General features: G+C 52.2%; 16 protein-coding genes. 3 read left to right on the top strand and 13 right to left on the bottom strand.

Annotated features, from left to right (window positions below; all coding sequences use genetic code 11):
- Position 1 precedes the first annotated feature (1 nt).
- The 5 genes from AC3WT9_RS18740 to AC3WT9_RS18720 form a co-directional block, all read right to left on the bottom strand.
- On the bottom strand, positions 2–958 hold the full coding sequence (locus AC3WT9_RS18740) for a nucleoside hydrolase (RefSeq protein WP_341096318.1): 957 nt from the start codon (positions 956–958) through the stop codon (positions 2–4).
- A gap of 37 nt (positions 959–995) precedes the next feature.
- Positions 996–1,934: an ABC transporter permease gene (locus AC3WT9_RS18735; RefSeq protein WP_341096320.1), complete on the bottom strand. Its 939-nt coding sequence runs from the start codon at positions 1,932–1,934 to the stop codon at positions 996–998.
- The gene (locus tag AC3WT9_RS18730; protein WP_341096322.1) at positions 1,931–2,980 is read right to left on the bottom strand and encodes an ABC transporter permease; all 1,050 of its coding nucleotides are present in this window, start codon (positions 2,978–2,980) and stop codon (positions 1,931–1,933) included. The genes AC3WT9_RS18735 and AC3WT9_RS18730 overlap by 4 nt, the downstream gene beginning before the upstream one ends.
- On the bottom strand, positions 2,973–4,535 hold the full coding sequence (locus AC3WT9_RS18725; RefSeq protein ID WP_341379791.1) for an ABC transporter ATP-binding protein: 1,563 nt from the start codon (positions 4,533–4,535) through the stop codon (positions 2,973–2,975). Before AC3WT9_RS18725 ends, AC3WT9_RS18730 begins: the two co-directional genes overlap by 8 nt.
- 108 nt (positions 4,536–4,643) lie before the next feature.
- Positions 4,644–5,780, bottom strand: coding sequence for a BMP family ABC transporter substrate-binding protein (locus AC3WT9_RS18720; protein WP_341096326.1), 1,137 nt, complete (start codon positions 5,778–5,780; stop codon positions 4,644–4,646).
- A 325-nt stretch (positions 5,781–6,105) separates the two neighbouring features.
- On the opposite strand from AC3WT9_RS18720, the gene AC3WT9_RS18715 reads away from it, so the two are divergent.
- Positions 6,106–6,855: an AraC family transcriptional regulator gene (locus AC3WT9_RS18715; protein WP_038596451.1), complete on the top strand. Its 750-nt coding sequence runs from the start codon at positions 6,106–6,108 to the stop codon at positions 6,853–6,855.
- A gap of 83 nt (positions 6,856–6,938) precedes the next feature.
- Here the strand turns inward: AC3WT9_RS18715 and AC3WT9_RS18710 are convergent, their stop codons facing one another.
- From AC3WT9_RS18710 to AC3WT9_RS18685, 6 genes are all read right to left on the bottom strand, one after another.
- A complete protein-coding gene (locus AC3WT9_RS18710) occupies positions 6,939–8,471 on the bottom strand; it encodes an extracellular solute-binding protein (protein WP_341096329.1) in 1,533 nt (510 codons plus the stop codon).
- A gap of 79 nt (positions 8,472–8,550) precedes the next feature.
- Positions 8,551–9,411, bottom strand: coding sequence for a carbohydrate ABC transporter permease (locus AC3WT9_RS18705; RefSeq protein WP_038596454.1), 861 nt, complete (start codon positions 9,409–9,411; stop codon positions 8,551–8,553).
- Positions 9,405–10,313, bottom strand: a complete 909-nt coding sequence (locus AC3WT9_RS18700; RefSeq protein ID WP_231578518.1) for an ABC transporter permease — start codon at positions 10,311–10,313, stop codon at positions 9,405–9,407. Before AC3WT9_RS18700 ends, AC3WT9_RS18705 begins: the two co-directional genes overlap by 7 nt.
- 394 nt (positions 10,314–10,707) lie before the next feature.
- Complete coding sequence (locus AC3WT9_RS18695; RefSeq protein ID WP_341379794.1) at positions 10,708–12,228, bottom strand: response regulator; 1,521 nt, start codon at positions 12,226–12,228, stop codon at positions 10,708–10,710.
- A complete protein-coding gene (locus tag AC3WT9_RS18690; protein WP_341379795.1) occupies positions 12,206–14,008 on the bottom strand; it encodes a sensor histidine kinase in 1,803 nt (600 codons plus the stop codon). Before AC3WT9_RS18690 ends, AC3WT9_RS18695 begins: the two co-directional genes overlap by 23 nt.
- 116 nt (positions 14,009–14,124) lie before the next feature.
- Positions 14,125–16,434: an FAD-dependent oxidoreductase gene (locus AC3WT9_RS18685; RefSeq protein ID WP_341379796.1), complete on the bottom strand. Its 2,310-nt coding sequence runs from the start codon at positions 16,432–16,434 to the stop codon at positions 14,125–14,127.
- A 358-nt stretch (positions 16,435–16,792) separates the two neighbouring features.
- Here AC3WT9_RS18685 and AC3WT9_RS18680 point away from each other — a divergent pair, with 358 nt between their 5' ends.
- Together AC3WT9_RS18680 and AC3WT9_RS18675 are read left to right on the top strand one after the other, a co-directional pair.
- On the top strand, positions 16,793–19,024 hold the full coding sequence (locus AC3WT9_RS18680; RefSeq protein ID WP_341379797.1) for an AraC family transcriptional regulator: 2,232 nt from the start codon (positions 16,793–16,795) through the stop codon (positions 19,022–19,024).
- A gap of 195 nt (positions 19,025–19,219) precedes the next feature.
- Positions 19,220–19,822 carry a class I SAM-dependent methyltransferase gene (locus tag AC3WT9_RS18675; RefSeq protein ID WP_341096335.1) on the top strand — a complete coding sequence of 201 codons (603 nt, stop codon included), beginning with the start codon at positions 19,220–19,222 and terminating at the stop codon, positions 19,820–19,822.
- 190 nt (positions 19,823–20,012) lie between these two features.
- On the opposite strand, the gene AC3WT9_RS18670 is transcribed toward AC3WT9_RS18675, so the two are convergent.
- Positions 20,013–21,611: an extracellular solute-binding protein gene (locus AC3WT9_RS18670; protein WP_341096337.1), complete on the bottom strand. Its 1,599-nt coding sequence runs from the start codon at positions 21,609–21,611 to the stop codon at positions 20,013–20,015.
- Between the two features lie 103 nt (positions 21,612–21,714).
- Positions 21,715–22,608 (bottom strand): carbohydrate ABC transporter permease, encoded by an 894-nt coding sequence (locus AC3WT9_RS18665; protein ID WP_038596468.1) that lies wholly within the window; start codon positions 22,606–22,608, stop codon positions 21,715–21,717.
- Positions 22,609–22,627: the final 19 nt, after the last annotated feature.

Raw genomic sequence — 22,627 nt, 5'->3', positions numbered from 1 at the left:
GCTAGTTCCCCCCGGACGCAAGCAGAAGCTCACGGTCAAGTCTGTCCAGCGAATCAAACAGCAGCTTCATGAATGCTTCCCGGTCGATCCCCAGCAGCACCTCCGTGTTCGCGGCGCGGTCCGGTTTCTTCCTTCTGTCGGCCACGGTCATCCCACGGGTCAGCTTACCTTCCGTCTCCACCGTGACATACAAATGTTGTGATTCGAACAGCTCCGGATGCAGCAGCCAGGCCACGGCACACGGATCATGCAGCGCGTTGCCGACATAGCCCATTTTTTTGCCATATATCGAATAGAAATCAAGCAGCTCCCCTACCATGACGGAGACCGGTCCCCGGCGTTTCAGTTCGAGAATTTCATCCTCAAATATAGCCGCCTGATCCGTCACATCCAGACCGCTCATCACAATCGGAATACCGGATTCATAGACGATCCGGGCTGCCTCCGGATCAACATAAATGTTGAACTCTGCGGTCACTGTTACATTTCCGTATGACAAGCCGCCGCCCATCAGTGAAATTTTCTCAATTCTTTCCTTCACCTCTGGGTAAGCAGTGATCAGCAGGGCTATATTCGTTAAAGGTGCCATCGGCACAAGTGTAATCTTCTCCTCCGAAGAGCGGATAATATCCAGCATAAATTCTACCGCCCCCTGATCTACAGGCTTGAATGTGCTGGCCGGAAGCGCCGGGCCATCCATCCCGGATTCCCCATGCGCTTCTGCGCCCGTAACCAGCTTGCCAAGCAGCGGTCCCACTGCTCCTTTGGCCACAGGAATGTCGGCATTTACAAAGCTGAGCACCTTCAACGCGTTGTCGGTAATTTTGTCCAGAATCTGGTTGCCGCCAACCGTCGTAATTCCCCGGATCTCCAGCTTCTCCGGATGAGCCAGCGCGAGCAGAATGGCAATCGCGTCATCATGCCCGGGATCGCAGTCAATAATTATAGGTGTTGGCATAACGTTCGCTCCCTTGTGTGTGTATCTGAATTCTGAATTATTTCGTGGTCGTAGTTTTTATTTTGCGGTTCTTCTTCCGGGTCTCGGAGACCGCGTAAATCACCAGGCCGATGACCGTTGCCACATAAGGAAGCGTCGCAATCAGCTCTGCCGGGATCTTCAGCACCTGGAGCGCATTGGATAGTGCATCAGCCGCCCCGAACAGGAGTGAGGTAAGCGCCGTTCCGACCGTTGTGCTCCGGCCCATTGATTCTGCCGCAATAGCAATCCAGCCCCGGCCTGCAATCATATCGCGGGTAAAGAGCGACAGATAACCCATCGACATATAAGCGCCGCCCAGGCTGGCAAAAAATCCGCTAAGCAGCAGAGCCGCATATTGAATCTTGATCACACTGACACCAACCGACTGGGCCGCATGCGGATTCTCCCCTACGGAACGGATGCGCAGGCCAAGCGGTGTACGGTTCAGCAGGTAATAGACGATCAGCACAGACAGTATAGAGAAGTAGGTCAGAATATGGTGACCCGAGAGGATCGGGCCAAGCACCGGAATATCCTTCAGCAGCGGAATCTGCACACTCGGCAGCACCTTGCTCGCCAGGGAGGTGGAAGAACCCTTGTCCCCGCTGAGCAGATACAGGATAAATACCGTCCCTCCGGATGCGAACATGTTGATCGCCACACCGCCGAGAATGATATGCGTCTTGAATCTCAGGGTGAAAAAAGCCAGAATTCCGGCGATGACCGTCCCCGACAGCACCGCACCGAGCAGCCCTATCCAGGCACTGTGGCTATAGGCACTTACAATAACACCGGCCAAGGCGGACACCAGCATGATCCCTTCCATCCCGATATTGATAATCCCCGCCCGGTTTGAGATCAGCGCACCCAGCGCGGCGAACAGAATTGGCGTCGTTACACGCAGCAGAGAGAACGCAAAGTCCGTGGTAAAAATAACATCCAGCAGGCTGTTCATGCGTTATTTTTCGCCTCCTTCAGCAGCATCCGGTTTTTCCAGAATTTCAGGAACTGTTCAGCGGAAATCAGCAGAATAATGACAGCCTGGATGATCGAGATCATCTCGGAAGGCACATCGGACAGGCGTGCCATCAGATCCGCTCCAATACGGATATACGCAAGGAAAAGCGCCGAGGCAATCACGGACAGCGGGTTATTTTTGGCCAGCATCGCAACAAGTGCACCGTCCATACCGTAACCCGGCAGTGAGGTCCACTGGAACCGGTTGTACATCCCCAGCACCTCCACCGATCCGCCCATGCCGGCGATAAATCCTGCAATCAGGTGGACGAGGATGATGACCTTGGCGGTCTTCATTCCCGAGTAGCGGGCAAACTCCCGGTTCACACCGGTCATCCGCAGCTCATAGCCCCACTTGGTTTTGTAAAGGAACAGATGGGCGAGCACAATAAGCACCAGCACGATAATAAGGCCGGTATGAATCCGGGTTCCCTGAAAGATTTTATCCAGCTGCGCCGTCTTCTCGAATTTAAAAGAAACGTTGGCGAATGCCTTGGCATCACGAAGATGATAGTTGAGCAGATACAGGCCAATCCCGAACAGGATATTGTTGAACATTAAAGAGGTAACGAGTTCGTTGGCATTCCACTTGGCCTTGAGAATTCCGGGAATCGCCGACAGCAAAGCACCTACAATCGAACCGGCTGCAATCGCCACAAGCGGATGAATCCAGCTGTTCAGGGTCAAATGGACCGCCAGCACCGAGGTCACTACCCCGGAGAAATAAAAGATTCCTTCAGCACCAAGGTTGAACATATTGGCCCGGAACAGCAGGGAGACGGCCAGACCCGTGAACATCAGCGGAATGGCCATCTCGATCACGTTGCCGATATGCCCTTTCGTGGAAATAGGCTCCCATAAGAAAATGCCAATCGTCTTGAGCGGCTGGTCACTGACCAGCGAGATGATCATAAAGGCGATGACCAGGGCAATCAATATGACCGCTGTAGTTCGGATTGCCTCAAAATATTTGACTTTAAACATGGTTTTCGGCCCTCCCGGTGTGCTGCTTATCCTGCCGGTTGATCCCCAGCATATATAGTCCGAGCTCCTCTTCGCTGACCTTAGAAGGCTCATCGAAGCAGGCAACAATCTGACCTTCATACATCACGAGCAACTGATCGCTCAGCTCCAGAATTTCATTCAAGTCCGCCGACACCAGCACAATGGCACAACTGCCGGAACGCAGCTCCAGCAGCTTCTGGTGAATGAACTGGGCCGCACCGATATCCACGCCCCGGGTCGGCTGCTCGGCAATCAGCAGCTCCGGCCCGGTCGAACATTCCCGCGCCACTACAACCTTCTGCATATTTCCTCCCGACAGCATGGCAATCGGCTGCTGCGGTCCTGAGCAGCGCACTTTGAACTCCTCCACCAGTGACGCGGCCAGGCTGGCAATTCTGGAGCCATGCAGAAGAGGGCCTTTATTCATCTCCTTGGAGCGGTAACGGGTAGAGATCAGGTTATCGGAAATGCTCGCCTCCCCGGCTGAGCCCTGCCGCATCCGGTCCTCCGGGATATAAGAAACGCCCAGGCTGCGGATGTCACGAATATCTGATTCCCGGACCTCCGTCCCTTTTACCTTGACTGATCCGGTACAAGACACTCCGCGAAGTCCGCCTGTCAGAGCCTCAATCAGCTGCGACTGCCCATTGCCTTCCACTCCGGCGATTCCGACAATCTGCCCTGCGCGGACAGAGAAATTAATGTCTGACAGTAGCGCCTTGCCCTGACTGTCATGGACACCCAGGCTCTCTACCGAAAGCACGGAGTTCCCAAGAGCCACGTTGTCCTTGTCATATTTCAGGACCACATCCCGGCCCACCATCAGCCGCGAAATTTCCTGCTCCGTTACATCCTTCGTCTGAAAGACGCCTTCGCTTCTGCCGCCGCGCATGATCGAAATCCGGTCGCAGATCGCTTTGACCTCCTTCAGCTTGTGCGAAATAAACACAATCGTATGACCCTGCTCCCTAAGCTGCTGCAGCTCATGGAACAGCTCTTCCGTTTCCTGCGGAGTCAGCACCGCTGTCGGCTCGTCCAGGATCAGGATTTTGGCACCGCGCACCAGTGCCTTCAGAATCTCCACCTTCTGCTTCATGCCGACGGTAAGATCCTCGACCTTGGCTTTGGCATTCACCGCGAGATTATATTTACGTGCCGTCTCTTCGGTCAACCGTACGGCTTCGTTGTAGTTGAAGCTCACGCCTTTGCGCGGCTCCATGCCAAGCACCATATTCTCGGCTACGGTAAAGGAAGGCACCAGCATGAAATGCTGATGAACCATGCCAATGCCCCGGTCAATCGCGTCTTGGGGGGATTGCAGCTTCACCTTTTCACCCCTGATGTAGATCTCGCCTTCACTCGGCTCTTCCATCCCGAACATGATCTTCATCAGGGTCGATTTGCCGGCCCCATTCTCTCCAGCAATCGCATGGATCTCTCCTTCACGCAGAGAAAAGTGAACGTCTTTGTTTGCAACGACGCCATTTGGATATACTTTGGTAATTCCCCGCATTTCCAGCAGAGCGTTCTGCATGGGTCATCAACGCCTTTCAACTTAGGTGTCTGCAAAAATAGGCAGCTGGAAATCTTCTTGCGGAAGAATTCCAACTGCATGAGTTAACATGTTAAATCTTAAATCCGATTAAGGTTTAACGGCATTACGGATAGCTTCAACTTCCGAGGTTTCCATGCCCATTGCATTGTCTACAGTAATCTCTTTGTTGATGAGCTTCTGCTTCACTTCTTCAACTTTGGCCTGCAGGTCAGCCGGGTAGACGCTTTTATAGATCTCGTTCTCTGCAATGCCCACGCCGTCTTCCACAAAGCCGAGCACATCACGTTTGCCCATTTCAAGCGTTCCGTCCTGCAGCTTCTTCACTGCTCCAAGGATGGCACTGTCGATCTTTTTTATCGCGGATGTAACGATCAGGTTGGCTTTGTCGTTGTCTGTATCTTTCAGCAGCATCGCTTGGTCGGAATCGACGCCGATGGCATATTTGGTCTTTTCTTTGGCAGCATCGAAGATTCCAAGCCCTGTTCCGCCCGCTACGTTGAAGATGATGTCCACGCCGGAGTTGTATTGAATGAGCGACAGCTCTTTCCCTTTTGCCGGGTTCACGAAATCGCCCGCATAGGATACAGCCACCTTCACTTCAGGATCAACATATTGCGCGCCCTGAATGTAACCTACCAGGAAAGCATTGATTCCGGGAATATCCATTCCGCCTACAAACCCGATGATGTTCTCCTTATTCGCATTCGGCATATCGGATTGCGTAGCCAATGCTGCTGCTGCACCAGCCAAGAAGGATACTTCATTGGTGGAATAGGACATGTTGTACATATTGGCAGGTGCTTCTTCGATGTCCGTGTCATAGTTGATGAATTTTTTATCCGGATTGGCTTCAGCCGTTGCATTGAACATCTCTGTAATTTCCGATCCGCCTGAAATGACAACATCCCAATCCTCGGCGGCGATATCGTTAAACGTAGGCTCCCATTTCGTCTTGTCGGTTCCCATTTCTACAACCTTGGTTTCCGCACCAAGCTCATCCTTCACCTTCTGCAGACCCTTATTGGCCGCGTCAAAAAATGATTTATCTCCAAGCGTTCCCGGAATCAGCAGCACGACCTTGAGCTTGTCCCCTGCAGCCGCTTCTCCGCCTTCTGCATCATTTGCGGGATTTGCTGTATTTCCTTTGCCGGACGTATTATTTCCGCAAGCCGTGACAAGTACCATTACCATGAGCAACAATAAAGCAAGAACGTTCTTTTTCATTTTTGTTCACACCCCTGTTTGTAGTTGGTTTACCTTAAAGAAATGGCTGAATGTCCCAATTGCACGTTTTGTGTTATAGCGATGACCCCGTTGAGTTTCGGCAAATTCATAAAAACTATGAAAATTAGTGAATTACTTTCAAAAGCAAACATTACATGGATACAAATCTTGAAAAACCGGGTAATTCCCGAACGAGATGGCCAGTCTGGTTGCGAATCTTCGGTTTAATTGATACGATCATAACAAATAAGGCAGCAAATATTTATATGGATTCGGTCAGGTTTTTGCACGATTCGGCTAAATGACAGAATAACGGAGGATCACAATGGATCGAGTCCTATATATTGTAAGTGCAGATCATGAAGCTAATACTTATATCCCTCCGCATCAGCATGAATGCTTCGAACTGATTTATTACATCCAGGGGCTTGGTTCCTCGAATGTGGGGACCCGCAACTATCATTTCCGGCCCTATTCATTCGCGCTGATCCCGCCCAACTTTAAGCATGATGAGAAACACACGCCGGAGGCGGATGTTCTGTTCGTAGGGTTTATCTGCGGCCATCCGAATCTCCGCGCTTTAGCCGGAGTCTATGACGACGACAAGGATCAGACCGTGCTGCAGATCATGCTGCGGATGAAAGAGGAGTTCTCCCGCAAACGGGATGGCTACACCGAGCTTATGAATCTGCAGATGAGTGAGATCATCGTTCATCTGCTGCGGCTGCTTGGCACGGGACATACGCCATCTCCTTCAGAGGATCAGATGCAGTATGTTCTGAACTATATGGACGAGCATTACCGCCATAAGCTTTCGGTTCAATCGCTCGCAGAAATGTCCGGCTACAGCTATGACAGGTTCCGGCATTTATTCAAGGAAAGATTCGGGCATTCTCCGCACCGTTATCTTCTGTCAAAGCGGATCAATTATGCGAAATCACTGCTGCTTCATACCCAAATGCAAATCGCTGAGGTTTCAGCTGCGGCAGGGTTTGTAAACGATGCCCAATTCTGCAATATGTTCAAAAGAGAGGTCGGCCTCTCCCCCCGGACCTTCCGGATGAAGAGTAAATGAAATAAAGACCAAAAGACAGGAAGCGATTTAGCTTCCTGTCTTTTGGTCTGATGGAACGCAAGCACCCTTACAGGGTGTAACGGTCACTCCCCGTAACCCAGCTCCTTTAGTTGGGCAACCGCCGTGTCGAGGTAATTTTTGTAGCTGAATGTTCCTTCCAGTGTGCTGAGGAATTTGTCATAGTCCTCTATTTTGGCCTTGCCATAGATGAATTTGATCATTTCCTCCTCAATGAACCGGTTGGCATCTGCGGGATTATAGCCCTGCGGACTGGACACAAAACCATCCAGCGTCTGAATCCGCGGCAGTCCGGCCTCGAAATCAATAAAGGTGGCCAAATTGCTGAATTTCGTCTTGAGATATTCGGTTTCTGGGCGGCCCGTGAACTGGTACAACCAGGTGAAAGAAGCATCCGAGCGTCCTTTGTCCGTAATGGCGACCTTGTCTCCATCCAGCGTGTAGTGGGTATCCTGCACTCCGTATTGGACCAGACGGTTGCCTTCAGGCGTGGATACGTAGTTCAACAATTCCAGCACCTTGTTCAGCTTATCCGGCTCATTTTCCAGTTTCTTCGGGATGACCCACAACCCGCTGGAAGCACCGATGTTGAGGGAGTTGGCATTTTGAATCCCCGTCGGCCCCTTGGGCGGCGCCAGCTGCAGCCATTCCGCTTTTGGATTTGCGCCTTTCCACACCTCAACCTTGTCATCCTTCATAATTTGCGCCCATTCTGTGTTAATAATGCCCACTTTGCCCTGAAAAGCTTTGTCGATCGCCATTGTGCCCTTGTTGCTGACAATCTCCGGGTCTACGACCCCGGCATCAAGAAACTGCTTGAGCTTCGCCAACACGTCTTTCATTTCCGGCTGGTAGAACGTGCTTACAACCTTGCCATCACGGACAAATAATTGCGAGGTGTCGAAAATATTCGTAATCCCGTAAGCGCCGAAAATCGGCTCAAAGGTCTGAAAGTTCGTGCCGGACAGTCCAAAGGTGTCATTTTTGCCATTCTTGTCGGGGTCCTCGGTTGTAAACGCTTTAGCAACTTCGAACAGTTCATCGACTGTAGTCGGCGGCTGCAATTTCAGATTATCCAGCCAATCCTTCCGAATCCAGTAAGTGTAGGAAATGGACTGTCCCGCTTTGGGCAGCGCATATTGCTTGCCGTCCACTATGCCCTTCTTCAGCACTTCCTCACCGACAAAGGCGGTGTATTCCGGCAGCTTCTCCATATAGGATGTCAGATCAAGCAGCGAACCGGATTGGGCCAGCTTCTGCAGGTGCGCCTTGCTCGTAGCCATCAGTAAATCAGGCAGGTTGTTGGAGGCAGCGCGCACATTCATCTGATTTTCATAATCGCTCTGGTCGCCTACCAGTGTCAGCTTCAGTTTTGTTCCCAATTGTTCATCCAGTGCTTTCTTAATAAAATCGTCTGCCGGCAGGCTCGTGCCCCAGCTGATCTCTGCCGCTTCAAGCTCCACCGGACCTGAGGGCGCAGCTGCATTCCCGCCCTCCGTTGCTGCGGGTGCTTTATCCGCGCCGCCGCATCCGCCAATCATCGCTGTTGCCGCTGCCACCGTGACCCAAGCCGTGAATCGTTTGTTTCTCTGCTTCATTTTGAACCCCTGCCTTCTGTAAGAAGTTTATCCTTGCACTAGCTTATGAATGAATTGGAACCCCTTGCGGGGCTCCGCCTTATCCCTTAATGGCTCCCAGCAGCATGCCTTTGGTGAAATGCTTCTGTATGAACGGGTACACCACGATAATCGGCAGACTGCCGGCAATAACGGCCGCCATTTGCATGGCCGCTGTAGGCACTGTCACTTCTGCCTGCAGCTCATTGGATTGGGTGAGCAGCAGCATGTTGCGGATCACTACCTGCAGCGGATGCAGATGGGTATCGGTAATGTACAGAACGGCTGAGAAAAAGGAGTTCCAATGGCCGACCATATAGAACAGTCCGACCGTCATCATTGACGGAATGGAGAGCGGGATCACAATTTGCCACAAGATCCGGAACTCCTTGGCCCCGTCCATCCGGGCCGATTCGAACAGTTCCTCCGGCAGGCTCTCGAAAAAGCTTTTCATAATCAAAACATTAAAGGTAGCAATCGCTCCCGGAACAATGAGTGACCAAATCGTATCCAGCATACCCAGCGAACGGACAACCAGATAGGTAGGAATCAGACCGCCGTTAAACAACATCGTAATGACGATGAAGAGCAGAAAGAACGTACGTCCCGGCAAATTCCTCCGGCTGAGCGGATAAGCGGCCAGCGTAGTCAGAATCATATTAATGGTGGTGCCTGCCGTAGTCACCAGCACCGTAATTAGCATGGATCGGCCAAGCGCGGGATCCGTCAAAATCCGGTGATACGCCTCAAAGGATATGTTTCGGGGAATGACCACGAACCCCCCGTTCTTAATAACCTCGCTGTACGGGGTCAGTGACATCGAAATCACGTAGAGCAGCGGAAAAATTGAAAGTGCCGCCACTGCCGCAAGCAGGATATAGACCAGCGTGTTGAAGATTCTATCCGATTTTCCGCTTACCATATTCCGCCCCCCCATCTTTTGGCCAGTTTATTGGCACCGACCACCAGCACGAAGCCGATGACGGATTTGAACAGTCCGACTGTTGTTGCCAGGCTGAAATTCATCTGCTCCAGTCCGGTACGGTACACCCAGGTGTCGATAATATCGCCAACCTCATATACACGCGGATGATAAAAGACATAAATCTGCTCGAAGCCGGCATCCATGATGCTGCCAATCTTGAGAATCAGGAGCAGCATGATTACCCCCCGGATCCCCGGCAGTGTAATATGCCAGATCATCCGCAGCCGGCTGGCTCCGTCCACCTTTGCCGCTTCAAACAGCGTCGGGTCGATACTGCTGATCGCCGCCAAGTAGATGATCGCGCCCCAGCCGAGGTCCTTCCAGATTTCTGTTGAGACGAGCATGCTGCGGAACCATTCCGTCGAGTTCAGAAAAGGGATGCTCGACCCTCCGCCTTCCGTGATCCAGCGGTTAACCAGCCCGGTCGTTTCCGAAAAGAAAGCTACCGAGATCCCGTAGATGATAATCCACGACAGGAAATGAGGCATATAGCTTAGCGTCTGAACCCAGCGTTTCAGCCAGGTTATCCGGCATTCATGGATCAGAATCGCCAGGATAATCGACGGCAGCATGCCAAACACCAGCTTGTAGAGGCTGATCAGCAGCGTATTGGTCATCAGCTGTGAGAAGTATGGGGAATCAAAAAACATTTTAAAATATTTATACCAGGGGTCAGCCCAAGGGCTGTTCAGAATACCGTCTGTAAAATTATAATCCTTGAACGAAATGACGACACCATACATGGGCAGATACTTAAAAATGAAATACCAGATGAGGCAAGGAAGCAGCATCAGGTAGAATGTCTTCATTCCCCAAATTCCTGCCCATGTGCGGCGCATGGACCACTTGCCCGCTTTTCTTCTTGTAGTGACAACAGATTGTTCCATATACTCAACCTCTCCGTCTAATTCTTTGGCCTGCTTATAGCATAGCGGATGGCTGCGGACTGGCGTAATCTTCATATCTCAGCGATTCAGTGCACGATTTTAAGATTGGGCCTGCAAGCGGGAAACAAGTGGAAACGGCTTTGCCGTCCTCAAAAGGATGGTATCCGCTTCAGCGAGAAATAGAAGGATAATTTATAGCGTGAAACATATAAATTATCTTTGAACAAAAAAACGATCCCGTATTCCGTAATAAAGCGGAGGACGGGTTCGTTTTTTCGAGTTGGCATGAGTGAAGCAGCGGGAGCTGAGAAAGGTCTACCCGGATTTCGGGACACTCCGCCGGGATCTATGAATTGGCTTCCTGACCCTTTCGCTGCAGCCTGTGTTCATTGGGCGTCAGTCCGGTCCAGCGTTTAAAGATTTTGAAAAAGTAGCTGGGGTTGGCGAAACCGACACGCTCTCCGATTTCAGCCACCGTGAGCCCGGTCTGCTCCAGATAGAACTTTGCTTCATTCACCCGGATATGCTGCAAATAGTTAATAAAGGTCTGCCCGGTTTTTTTCTTGAACAGCCCGCTCAAATAATTCTCATCCATCTTGACGTAATGGGCCATTGCCTGCAGCGAGATGTCCTGGTCATAGTGCTGCAGCAGATAGCGGATCATTGCATTGATCTCGGGATGGTCTGTCTCCGGCAGACGCACCCTGCTGAGACCCTTGGCGTATGCACGCATCCGCCGGTCCATCTGCTCCAGCAGGCCGGAGTGGCGCTCAGCATCAAGCAGCGGTCCAGGCGGTTCCGCGTTCTTTCCGCTAATCCGTGCAAACAGTTTGTCCAGACGTTCCGCCGTCTCTTTCACAGACGCCATCGGCATGTTGGCTGTCTGCATGAAGGCCCAGAGCTGCTCAAGCTTGCCGGAGCATTCCTTCACCTCCAGGCGCTCAAAACAGCTGATCACCTCGTGCTCCTGTTCCCACGGAACGGATAACGATTCAGGGGTAAGCCCGGGCAGGTCGTGCGGAAAATGAGCAAGGGGGACACTGCCATAATAGTGGCGGTCCAGCATGGATAAATTCAGCAGCCAGCCGGCCTTCAACCCGGAGGCAGATGTTATGGATCGGCAGATGACGGGGAGCCCCTCATACGCCGTCTCAAGAACGGGTCCACGGAGCTGCGGTGTTGCACCGCGAGCCGCTTCTCCGGGCCAGACAAAAAACGTCGTCTGCCCCATATGATTAAACCGGCAGCTGCGCACAGCTTCACCAGCCCCTGGAGGCAGCAGATGCTGAAGCTCCTCAACATGCAGCGGGCGGGAACCGTTCAATACCGAAACCAGCAGCAGTCCAGGCGAAGCCTCCAGCAGCCGGCGGAATCCCTCCAGTTTGCCCGCCTCGTAAGGGTACAGCTCTTTGCCGTACATTTCCCGCCACAGGCAATCGGCATATTCGTGGAAGGACTGCCATTGCAAGCGGTCCTGCTGCTCTGCTTGCTTCACCAGCCCGGCCTTGGCCTTATTAAGCGCCTGCAGCAGTTCCTCATCACTCATGGACAGCTTGAGGATATAGCCGGAAGCGCCGTGCTCCAGCGCCAGCCTGGCGTATTCAAATTCTCCTGCGCAGGTTAGCATGATGAATGAGCCTTCGAAACCCTTGGCGCGTGCGGCCTGCAGCAGCTCCAGGCCATCCATGTAGGGCATAAATATATCTGATACCACAATGTCTGGTTGATGCTCTGCCATCATCTCCAGCGCCTCCTGCCCGTGCGATGCTTCACCGGCAATGGTGAACCCATGCTCCTCCCATCGTATCGCCTGGCGGATCGAGCGGCGGACGAACGGCTCATCCTCAACCAAGAGTATTTTCCACATGGTGATCCCCCTCTTCATAAGGCGATGAATTCAGCAGCGGAATATCCAATACAGCAACTGTTCCCTGCGGCAACGGGAGGAGAAGCAGCTCCCCCCGGCCTTTATACAGCAGCAGAATCCGTTCTCTGAGGTTGCTGAGTCCGATGCCCTTACGCCGTCTCTTACCCGAGGCAGCGGCCCCCTGCTCCAGCCCCTGCCCGTTGTCCCCGATCTCCACCCGCAGCCTGTCACCCGTGCCGATTATCAGAATGGTGATCTTTCCACCATCCTTCATGTGCACCAGACCGTGATAGATTGCATTCTCCACTAGCGGCTGAAGGCTGAATTTGGGAATCAGCGCATACTCCAGCCCCTCGCCGATCCGGTAATCGACAGTGAACCGGTGATCATAGCGGAAGGACTGGATATAGACATAGGCCCGGATCAACTCTATTTCTTCTTTTAGGAAGACCAGATCGGCATCACTGTTCAGTCCTGACTCCAGCAGCTTCCCAAGATTCTGGCAGATCTCCGAGGTGCCGGTGTCACCGTGGCCCCGGGCATTCCACTTGATTGTATTCAGCGTGTTCAGCAAAAAGTGCGGATTCATCTGTGACATCAGCATCTGGAAGCGGATCGCCTCCTTTTGCCGTTCCTCCATGCGCAGCCGCTCTATAAGCTTCCGGATATCGCCGGTCATCAGATTGAAGGCGCGGGCCAGACTCAGCAGCTCACCTCTATATTTACGTTCGGGAATGCTGACATTCAAATTTTTGTCGACGAGTTCGCTCATTTTTTTCTGCAAATTGTGCAGCGGACGGACGGTGGACGACACGATGGCATACATGATCAGGACAAAGATGGCTCCTGTGACCAAAAGCGACACCATCACCTGCCGCTTCATCGCCTCAATGTTGCCGGAGAGCGCTTCCAGTGGAAAGCGGTTGATGAGATACCAATCCATATTGGGCAGATAAATGCCGTTATAGATGAACAGGCCGTTCGGATCGGTAAAATAACGGGCGGAATCCTGCTTGAACGCCGCCAGCATCCCATGCAGCTGCTGGGCGATGCGGTCATTGCGCTCCATCAGAATAGGCTGCCCTTTCCCATCCAGCAGGTAGTATGTCTGCTTCACCTGGAATCCGTTGGTGATGGAGTTCAGCCAGGTTTTCATGTCGAGACTAATGCGCAGGTAAGCGAATGTTCCGCCGCCCGTATCCTGCAGCTTGGCAAACAGGGAGAACAATTGTGTACCCGGCAGTGCGCTCGACAACAGATAATCCGGTTCGTGGACGTTCCATAGGTAAGACTCGGAAGAGCTTACCAGTGCAGAGAATCCAGGCTGCTGCAAGATCTCGCTCCCGCGGACCGGCAGGACCGTTAAGCCCTCCTCCAGCGTGTTGTATACCTGTCCCTGCTTGTCTAGCAGCGTAATATGAACGGGAACCACCGCATTCATCAGCCTTTGCTTCACCAGCAACAGTGTGTTCTCAATCTGCAGCTTGCGGTCTTCCCCGCTCTCCTGTCCGTTCCGGCCCAGGCGGTCCTTCAGATTAGGATCACGCTCAAGCTGCAGCATCGCACCGAGCACGCCGAATTTCAGGCTTTCGATGTTGTTCTTGAGGAAGGCAAGCTGAGCTGTATTTTGCTGGGAGATATTGTCCTTCATCATCGTCTCCAGCTTCGTAATGCTGCGGGTCTGCAGGAATGCAGAGGGAATGAGCACGAACAGCAGAATAGAGATAAACAAGCGGTTTTTTAAGCTTGCAGGCCACAACCAGCTTAATCTTCTGCCCATACCCTCTCTCCTTCCGGCTATCCGTTGGATATTTACTGCTTGATACCCCAAATTTTAGCACAGCTTGCCCAAATTCAATATGCTTCTGCCGGCGTTCGGCACTGGAGCATGTATGATCAGGCGTAGCAGCGGATCTCGGCAATCGCAGCGCTGGGATCACCGTTCGTGGACTGAACTGTTATGCGCAATCGATCTGTCTTGACCATTTCCGGCAGAACATGCTGGCGGCGGCATTGATAGTTGTCATAAACGGTGACCGCCGGCTGCCAGTTCCCTGCAATCCAAATCTCAATGCAGTAGTCTTTGGGACACTGCGGATCACGATAGAACGGCTCATACAAATGATACTCGCGGAATAGATGGCCGGGAAACGTAAGCTCTACTGTTTCGATCCACTGCGCATCCTCCCACTGCAGCTCCAGCCATTGCGGCAGCGGCTCTGACGGATCGGAACGCCACACATTCGTATAGTCATAGGGACGGGTTATCCCTGTGGTGACGTTGGCTGGACTGTAACACGACTGCGGTGGATCAATGCGGAAGCTTAACGTCCCCCCATCCCGGTAGCGGCGCATTCTGGACAGCCCCATCTCATAAGCCGAGGTATGGCCCGGAATGACCATCCCGGCCATATGCCATTCCACCTGCGGATTCTCTGCCAGCTCCAGCCGGATGTATTGCCCGGCGGACAGCCCATCCTGCGGACCCAGCCCCACCTCCCAGGCTACCCACTGCATTTGCCCGGGCGGAACCTTGAGCGTTCCGCTCGCCAGCGGTTTACCGACACCGCAGTTGTAGTCCCAGATCGAATCCACCGGCAGTAGCGCTGCTTTAACCGTCTGCTCTATGCCGGAGTCATTGCTGAGGCAGACGGACAGCTTGCTGATCTCCGGTCTGCCGATGGCAATCCACTGCCCGCGCAGGCTGGACAACGGCTCTCCGCCCTGCGGCGGTGCGGGCCTGGCCGCGCTGAAACCGCCGGAGCCGTCCCTGCTCTCCGGTCCTGCCCCGAAGACCCGGGCCTCGCTGCTGGCCCGGATATCCGCCGCCCGGGCAAGGTCCCCGGGGTCTGCGCCACGGCAGTTCGGCAGAAAACAGCCTTGGCGCAGCAGCGACTGCTGCACCTCGCGGACGCCTTCCGCCTCCAGTCCGCACACCTCGGTTCCGCGCTTCAGGGCGACAGCCGCCGCCGTTCCGGCGGCCTGCCCCAGCAGCGCGGTCGTCCCCATCACACGCACTGTGCCAAGCGCCGCGTGCGTAGCGCTGATGTTGCGTCCCGCCATCAGCAGATTATCCATATCCTTCGCGATCAGCATCCGCAGCGGCAGGCCATACGGTCCGCAGTAGCTCTGAACCGCATAATCGCTTGTCTCCGTGTAGCCTTCTGCACTGGAGGGCTCAGCCGTCGCCGCAAGCAAGCCTCCGGCACTGTGCAGGTCGATGAACCAGCCGCCGTAGGCGATCTCATCCGCGAATACCGTACGGCCTGCCGGGTTATGCTCGGTCAATAGATAACGCCCCATTACCCTGCGGCTTTCTCTTTTCCCCGGCACCTGCCCCACCCAGTCCAGCGCATAATTGGCCGCCTTCTCTCTCAGCAGCGGGTCCTTATTCTTGATCCAATCCCAGATGCCCAGCACATGGCGGGTTAATTCATGCCGGATCTGTTCATTGTCGTACACCGTATTCCAGGGCACCCCGATTTCAATCCACCAATAACCTGCATCCAAATCATAGAAATGTCTTCCCTGTTCATAGAAATAAGCCGGGTCGTCATACCGGACTGCCCAATCCGGTGCCCGAAAAGGAACCTCCCGGCCCATATCTTTGGCCTTAAAATGGATCGAGCTGCCCATCGTATCCGTACTGGCGGCAAGCGGTGCATGCGGCTCCCCGAACTCCTCCCGGCTCTCCGAGCCCCAGCGCCATTCGCAGCCTGCCTGGTCAGCAACCACGGCGTCGCCTGTGCAGTCGATGAATACCTTGCCCTGTATGGTCATCATCGTATCTGCATTCGCTACCCGCACCTTAACCGCCGAGAGCCGCCGCGTTTCATGCTTCTCCACCGCCGTAACCGTCGAATTCAGATGCACCGTCAGATTCGGAGTGCGGATAGCCATATCATAGAGGGCCATATCCCATACACTGTTCGTCCAGCCGTTTTCCCGTATAGGTTCATGATTGGCGGCACGCTCTTCGATCAGCAGTTCAGAGATAATACCTGTTTCCCGGGCATACGCGTGAAATTGCGCCGCACCATGTGGAGTCACCCGGATTTCCGAGGAGCTGTTGCCGCCCAGCACCGGCCGGTCTTGAATCAGGCAGGTGCTGGCCCCCTGCCTGGCTGCGGCGATGGCGGCACAGACTCCCGCCAGCCCGCCCCCGCAGACGACCACATCATAACTCTCCTGCTTGTGTGCACTCATGATCTTTATTTCCTCCATCCGTAGTCAGGCACTGCCTTGCCTTCAGGCAGTTTAATCCCTAAATTGTTGATTAACGGTATATACAACGTATTGTACTGCCAGCGGAATGAAAGAAATATCAACAAATCTGTCTGATCCCATGCACATAACTGGTGGAGTTCACTTTCAATAGATCATGCGTATATAGTAGCTTTTGTACACAGATATTGGATTTGTTCACTCCCTGGCAATTCATCCTGTTCACTATTGTAATCTTGCTCTACTGTTCTGTTCATAGGGTGAAGTTTATAATTATACTGTGAACAATATAGAGAGGGCTTATATCGCCAGTACAGACAATGAAGTCAGGGGGATGTCAATGAGACTGAATAAGATTGGCAACAAAAGAGCACTGTACAGCAAAATATTAGTCAGTATGACGTTATGTGTGTCCTTAACCTTCCTCGTCTCCACGATCATTTATTACAACTACTATATTGGCGTCGAAAAGACGCAGGCCTTCCGCTCCGACCTTAGCGACCTCACCAAAACAAGCAGAGAGGTTGTAAACATGAACGATGCTGCACAATCGCTTTCCTTTCAAATCTACCGTAACAGCACCGTCTCCAAAATTGTACTTTACGACAAGCCGGATATTTACGACGTCACGGCCGCAATGTCCGAGCTTGGTAATTACTTAAGTTCGATGCCATACATTGAATCCATTTATGTCTATAATCCGAAAAGCGAAAAACTCTATATTGCCTCCTCCAGCGGACAAAACGGTGTTTTTACCGAACAGGAACTGGTGGATAAGAACATTCTGGACATCCTGAACCACTATGAGGAATACAAGCCGTTTATGCCGATTCCGCGGGTCTATTCCAATGGTGCCGAGGAGGACGATCAGGTCCGGGCCTATACCTTTCTATGCTTTGATGCCATCGGTTGGGACCGGGCGATTAATTCAGCAGTGATTGTGAACATCTCCGCGCCCTGGATCAACAAAGAGATTACCAGTTCTATAGATTCCAAAAGCTCAACCTTTATCCTGGCAGACCATGGCGCCTTCCTGTCCAGCAACAGCCTGGAGCAGCAGGAGCTTTCCCCGGAGGAAACCCGCTGGATCGACCAGAAGGTCAAGGGCGACTCCGCAGGTTATTTTATCGGCAAATTTGCAGGAGTGAATTCACTGATTTCTTATACCGCCCCGGATGCTTTAAGCTGGCAGTATGTGCGGATCACACCGTATGACATCATCACCGAGCAGACCGACAACATCCGGAACGCTACCCTGCTCATTGCCGTCATTATTCTGGTGGGAGGCATCGGGCTGTCCTGGATCATGTCCAAAAGGCTGTACCTGCCCATTCACCGGATCGTCAGCGAGATGAATATTCTCGAAAGCGAAAAACGTGACAGCATGTTTATGATTAGACAAAATACGGTGCGCGATCTGGTGCTGGGGTTAAAGCCGCTGCAATCCATGCAGCAGGTGGAGAAGCTGAGGCAGCTTGGCATTCACTTTACGTTCAATGACGATTACCGCCTCATCCTGCTGCGGATTGACAACTATAATGAATTCAGGGAAGCCAGATCCTCTTATTTGCTGGCCTACAAATTTGCCATTATGAACATCGCTTCGGAAATCTGCGGCCAGACTTACCGTGTCGAGACCGTAGATATGAATGATGACGGCATACTGGTGCTGCTGAATATCATTGATCCGGTAGAATACACCGATACAGGACTGATCGAGACGCTGCTGCGGCAGATTCAGCAGGCCTGCTCGGATTATCTGAAAGTGAGCCTCACCCTTACCTACAGCCATATTGACCGGAATGCCCTGCAGCTGCATCAGCTGTATAAGCAGGTCCGGGAAGCTTCAAATCATCGTCTGTTCTACGGGCATGGCTGCATCATCAGCGCCCAGGCCGTTAGCAGTCTGCAGGCCAATACCTACCACTATCCTACCGAGAAGGAAAAGAAACTTATCGACGCTCTGATGAGCGGCAAAGTGGAGGACGCCCAGGAGCATTTCAGCGCCATCCTCCGTGAAGCGGAATCTTATCCGTTCCATACCGTGCAATTAGCATTGTCCAGGCTCAGTGTGACGATCAAAGAAATCATCAGTACCGTCCAAAAACGTAACCGTTTACAATGTGACGGGACATCAGGGCTGCCCGCTCTGGATTCCGTAGAAACCGTTGCTGAACTGGAAGAAGCCTTCTTCGTGCTGTTCAGTGAAATGCGGGAGCAGCTCGCTGAGAAAAAAAGCTCCAAGCAGCATGATCTGATCCTCATGATTAATCAGAAAATAAACGAGAATTATATGGAGCCGAACCTTAGCCTGAACCAGATCGCGGACGAACTTGATATGTCCCCGATCTATATCAGCCGGCTATACAAGCAGCAGACCATGTCCAGCATCGTGGACACCATTCTGGAGGTGCGCATGCGTGAAGTATGCAGCCTGCTGGAGAGTACCGATCTTCCGGTAACCATCATCGCCGAGCGCTGCGGCTTTACCAGCAGCTCCTACCTGCACCGGATGTTCAAGCGCAGCTTCGGCACCACCCCCACCGATTACCGGCGTTCCAAAAACGCGTGAAAACAGGGGCTGCCTCAAAAGCCATGAAATGGCTGCTGGGATGCCCCTGTTTCTTTTTGCGCAAAAAGAAAGCGTTCTGCAAGCCTCTTTATTGAAGTAAGGGCAGATCAGTTACAAAAAAAGGTAACGTGAGCCTTTTGGCGAAATAGACTTTAACAGGGAAAGTTCCAAGTTCAATTGCAAGGTGGGAGATCGGTGGAGAAGCAGAAGCTAATACGTATTTTTGATAAGCAGGCAAACCAATATGATAACAAAAGAGAAGATCCGCAACAAAAACGTTGGCGCCAACAGCTTTTAAGTCATGCGAAGGGCGAGGTGCTTGAGCTTGCCGTGGGGGCAGGTGCGAATTTCCCGTTTTATCCTCCAGACATAAAGGTTACCGCAACTGACTTTAGTGAGGCGATGCTAGAGAAAGCCAAACGGGCGGCACAACATCACCATATTGAGGGTACTTTTATTTGTTCGGATATTGAAGAAATGAGCTTCTCCGATCATTCATTCGACACCATTGTTTCTACGTTATCCTTCTGCAGTTATGATAATCCATTACTGGTGTTGAATAAGATCAACCGGTGGTGCAGACCGAATGGGCAAATTCTTCTCATGGAGCATGGGATCAGCTCTAACCCTGCGGTGTCTGTTGTCCAAAAAACACTTAATCCGCTATTATATCGTGCTTATGGCTGTCACTATACAAGAAACATTTTAGGACTGATCGAAGAGTCGGGTCTCAAAATCAATAAGGTGGAAAGCTACTGGCTTAACATGGTTCATCTGATTTGGGCGAGCCCGAGATAGTCCCGGTAGTGGCCGCCTCTTCTACTCTCCTCAAGGTGAAAGCAGCGGAGGGGAAGTTTGGAACTGTAGGAGCGCCAGCGGCCGAAAGTCCAAACATTCCACGCAGCTGCCCAGCACCAAAATGCCCTTCCCCCTGAGCAAAGCGCAGCAAAAAGCCCCGCCAGCCATAGGCTTTCGGGGCATCTCTGCACTACTTAATCCCTTTCTCCGCCACATAAGCGTTCCACTGCTTCGTCCATTCGGCCTGAATCTTCTCCAGCCCGGCTTGCTTAGCCTTCTGCATAAAGGTTTCCAGCCCTTTATCAATATCATCCACAAGGCCTGCCTCCAGCGGGAAGAGGTATTGCTTCTCCACTTGCTCCAGTGCCGCTTTTTCCGCCTGATACGAGGAATAGTCTTCTGCAAAGCCCAGGAACAGGTCTGGCTTCTGAATTTTGTCCAGTTCTTCGAAGATAGCCTTCACACCATCAAAACCTTTGTCGAACAGCATGAATTCCGGATTTCTCCACGCCCAGCCGTTCATCCCCTCACGGGAGAAGCCATTAGATTGGCTCGTGCCGACCAGTTTGTAGTAGCCGTCTTCCACGGTGTAATTCTTGCCTTCAATACCGTATTCCGTCAACTGGTTATACCGTTTGTCCAGGACCAGCTTCTGATAGAAAGCGAGTGCTCTTTCCGGATTTTTGCTGTTCTTGGGAATGGCAAAACCATTGTGTATCGGATGTACCGGTGTAGCATAACCTGTGGTTTTCCCGAACGGATAATAGCCCAGCTCCCAATCGGGATGCGTCGTACTGATCTTCATCTTCATGTCATTATAGCGTGTCGGGTTATCCCCGAACATGCTGGCCGCTTTGCCGGAGGTGACCGGGTCCTGCATCGTGTCTTTGATGTTCAGCACGTTTTTAGGAATGAAGCCTTTTTCTGCCCAGCGTTTCATCGTTTTCAGCTCTTCTTTTTGCTCATCGGAACCCCAGTAGGTGTATACGGTAGCAGGAGATTCATACTTCACACCCATACCATAAGGCAGCGCTCCAACCATTTTGTTCAGCTCAGTATAAATGTAGTGCAGATTATTGCCGATATCGCTGTTGAGGGACATAGGCATCATATCCGGCTCGTTTTTGGCAATACCGTCCATATAGGCCTCATAGCTGGCCATATCGGTAGGCTGTGGAAGATTGTATTTCTTGCGCAGATCCTCCCGCCATACGAAACCGTTGGTCACATACTCTTTATAAGTTGCAGGAACCGTATAGATTTTACCATCCACCTTCACATCTTCCCACATGGACTCAGGTACAAATTTCTGCAGCTCCGGGGCCGCCTTTGGCAGCAATTCATCAATGGCCAGGAACGCGCCGCGTTTCGCATAGGATTGGTACTGCGTCCAGTCCGCTGTAAAAATCAGATCAATCGCCTGGCCGGAAGACAGCAGCAGCTTATATTTCTGGTCCCAATCCGTCCAGCTCGTATAGTTGAATTTAACGGTAGCATTCAGTTCTTCCTGAGCCATCTTGTTAATTTCCTCTTGAATCACCGGCAGATCCTTAGGGGCATCCCCAAGCATATAGAACTGCAGCTCCACCTTCTTCGAAGTGTCGATTCCGGTATCTGCCGGGGCTGCCGTGCTGCTGTCTGTTTTCACGGCTGTGCCTGCATTACCGTCTGTTTCGCTGCTTGCACTATTGTTGCTGCTGTTATTGCCGCCGCATCCCGCGAGCAGCGAAAGAGCCAGCGCAGCTGTCGTAAGCGTTACCAGTGATCTTCTGCCTGCTTTCTTTTTCATGATGAACCCTCCTAAAGTTTGTTTGTCAGCACATCTATCAGAATATGACGCTATGTTAGCCGGATAACAGGCACACCGTAATGGCATGCTCCACCATACGGTTCTAACCTTTTACAGCCCCGATCGTCAAGCCTTTTACAAAATAACGCTGGATGAACGGATACAGAAACAGAATAGGTCCGGTAACGACAATCGCCATCGCCATCTTGGTCGACTCGGTGGGCAGGTCGGCTCCCAGGCTGACACCCGTACCAGCGCCCATATTAGCAATGAATGCCGCTGAGTTGATTACATTGTACAGATGGAACTGCAGCTGATATTTATGCGGATCATTGATGAACAGCGAAGACGAGAACCAGTCATTCCAATAAGCCAGGGCAAGAAACAGGCCTACCGTGGCAATGCCGGGCATCGACAGCTGGAGCACGATCCGCCAGTAGATTTTGAAATCACCGGCCCCATCAATTTTGGCGGATTCGAACAGTTCCTCAGGAACGGCCGAGCGGATAAAGTTCTTCATCAGAATAATCAGGAACGGGGTCATCAGCCCCGGAAAAATCAGCGCACCATACGAATCGGTCAGATGCAGATATTTGGTCATCATGATGTACCAAGGCACCAGCCCCCCGCCGAACAAGGTTGTGAAATAGATGTAGAAGGAAAACGTATTGCGGTATTTGAAGTCTTTACGTGCCAGCACATACCCGGCCATCGTCATAAAAAACAGCCCCAGCACCGTACCCGTCACCGTCGTAAACAGCGTAACACCATAAGCCCGCAACACCTCATCCGGGAACGTGAACACCGTCTTGTAGCCTTCCAGCGAGAATTGCGCCGGTATAAAATGATACCCATCCTTAATGATAGAATCATTGGCAGTCAAGGAAGCCGAAATAATCAGCAGGAATGGAATAAGGCAGGCCAGTGAACCTAATATGATTACGGTGTAAGCCAGCCCCTGCAGCATCCTTGTATAATGGTCATCTTTGATATGCATGCTCTTTTCCTCCTATTGC

The organism is Paenibacillus sp. EB106-06-01-XG199 (assembly GCF_058791575.1).
Note: the sequence above shows the minus strand (reverse complement) of the source record. Positions and strands in the feature narration are given on the sequence as shown.

Excerpts from the sequence above, each read along its gene's own strand:
- AC3WT9_RS18730 (WP_341096322.1), bottom strand. The coding sequence starts at position 2,980 with ATGTTTAAAGTCAAATATTTTGAGGCAATCCGAACTACAGCGGTCATA.
- AC3WT9_RS18710 (WP_341096329.1), bottom strand. The coding sequence starts at position 8,471 with ATGAAGCAGAGAAACAAACGATTCACGGCTTGGGTCACGGTGGCAGCG.
- AC3WT9_RS18670 (WP_341096337.1), bottom strand. The coding sequence starts at position 21,611 with ATGAAAAAGAAAGCAGGCAGAAGATCACTGGTAACGCTTACGACAGCT.
- AC3WT9_RS18695 (WP_341379794.1), bottom strand. The coding sequence starts at position 12,228 with ATGTGGAAAATACTCTTGGTTGAGGATGAGCCGTTCGTCCGCCGCTCG.
- AC3WT9_RS18740 (WP_341096318.1), bottom strand. The coding sequence starts at position 958 with ATGCCAACACCTATAATTATTGACTGCGATCCCGGGCATGATGACGCG.
- AC3WT9_RS18665 (WP_038596468.1), bottom strand. The coding sequence starts at position 22,608 with ATGCATATCAAAGATGACCATTATACAAGGATGCTGCAGGGGCTGGCT.
- AC3WT9_RS18735 (WP_341096320.1), bottom strand. The coding sequence starts at position 1,934 with ATGAACAGCCTGCTGGATGTTATTTTTACCACGGACTTTGCGTTCTCT.
- AC3WT9_RS18720 (WP_341096326.1), bottom strand. The coding sequence starts at position 5,780 with ATGAAAAAGAACGTTCTTGCTTTATTGTTGCTCATGGTAATGGTACTT.
- AC3WT9_RS18715 (WP_038596451.1), top strand. The coding sequence starts at position 6,106 with ATGGATCGAGTCCTATATATTGTAAGTGCAGATCATGAAGCTAATACT.
- AC3WT9_RS18725 (WP_341379791.1), bottom strand. The coding sequence starts at position 4,535 with ATGCAGAACGCTCTGCTGGAAATGCGGGGAATTACCAAAGTATATCCA.
- AC3WT9_RS18680 (WP_341379797.1), top strand. The coding sequence starts at position 16,793 with ATGAGACTGAATAAGATTGGCAACAAAAGAGCACTGTACAGCAAAATA.
- AC3WT9_RS18700 (WP_231578518.1), bottom strand. The coding sequence starts at position 10,313 with ATGCGCCGCACATGGGCAGGAATTTGGGGAATGAAGACATTCTACCTG.
- AC3WT9_RS18685 (WP_341379796.1), bottom strand. The coding sequence starts at position 16,434 with ATGAGTGCACACAAGCAGGAGAGTTATGATGTGGTCGTCTGCGGGGGC.
- AC3WT9_RS18690 (WP_341379795.1), bottom strand. The coding sequence starts at position 14,008 with ATGGGCAGAAGATTAAGCTGGTTGTGGCCTGCAAGCTTAAAAAACCGC.
- AC3WT9_RS18705 (WP_038596454.1), bottom strand. The coding sequence starts at position 9,411 with ATGGTAAGCGGAAAATCGGATAGAATCTTCAACACGCTGGTCTATATC.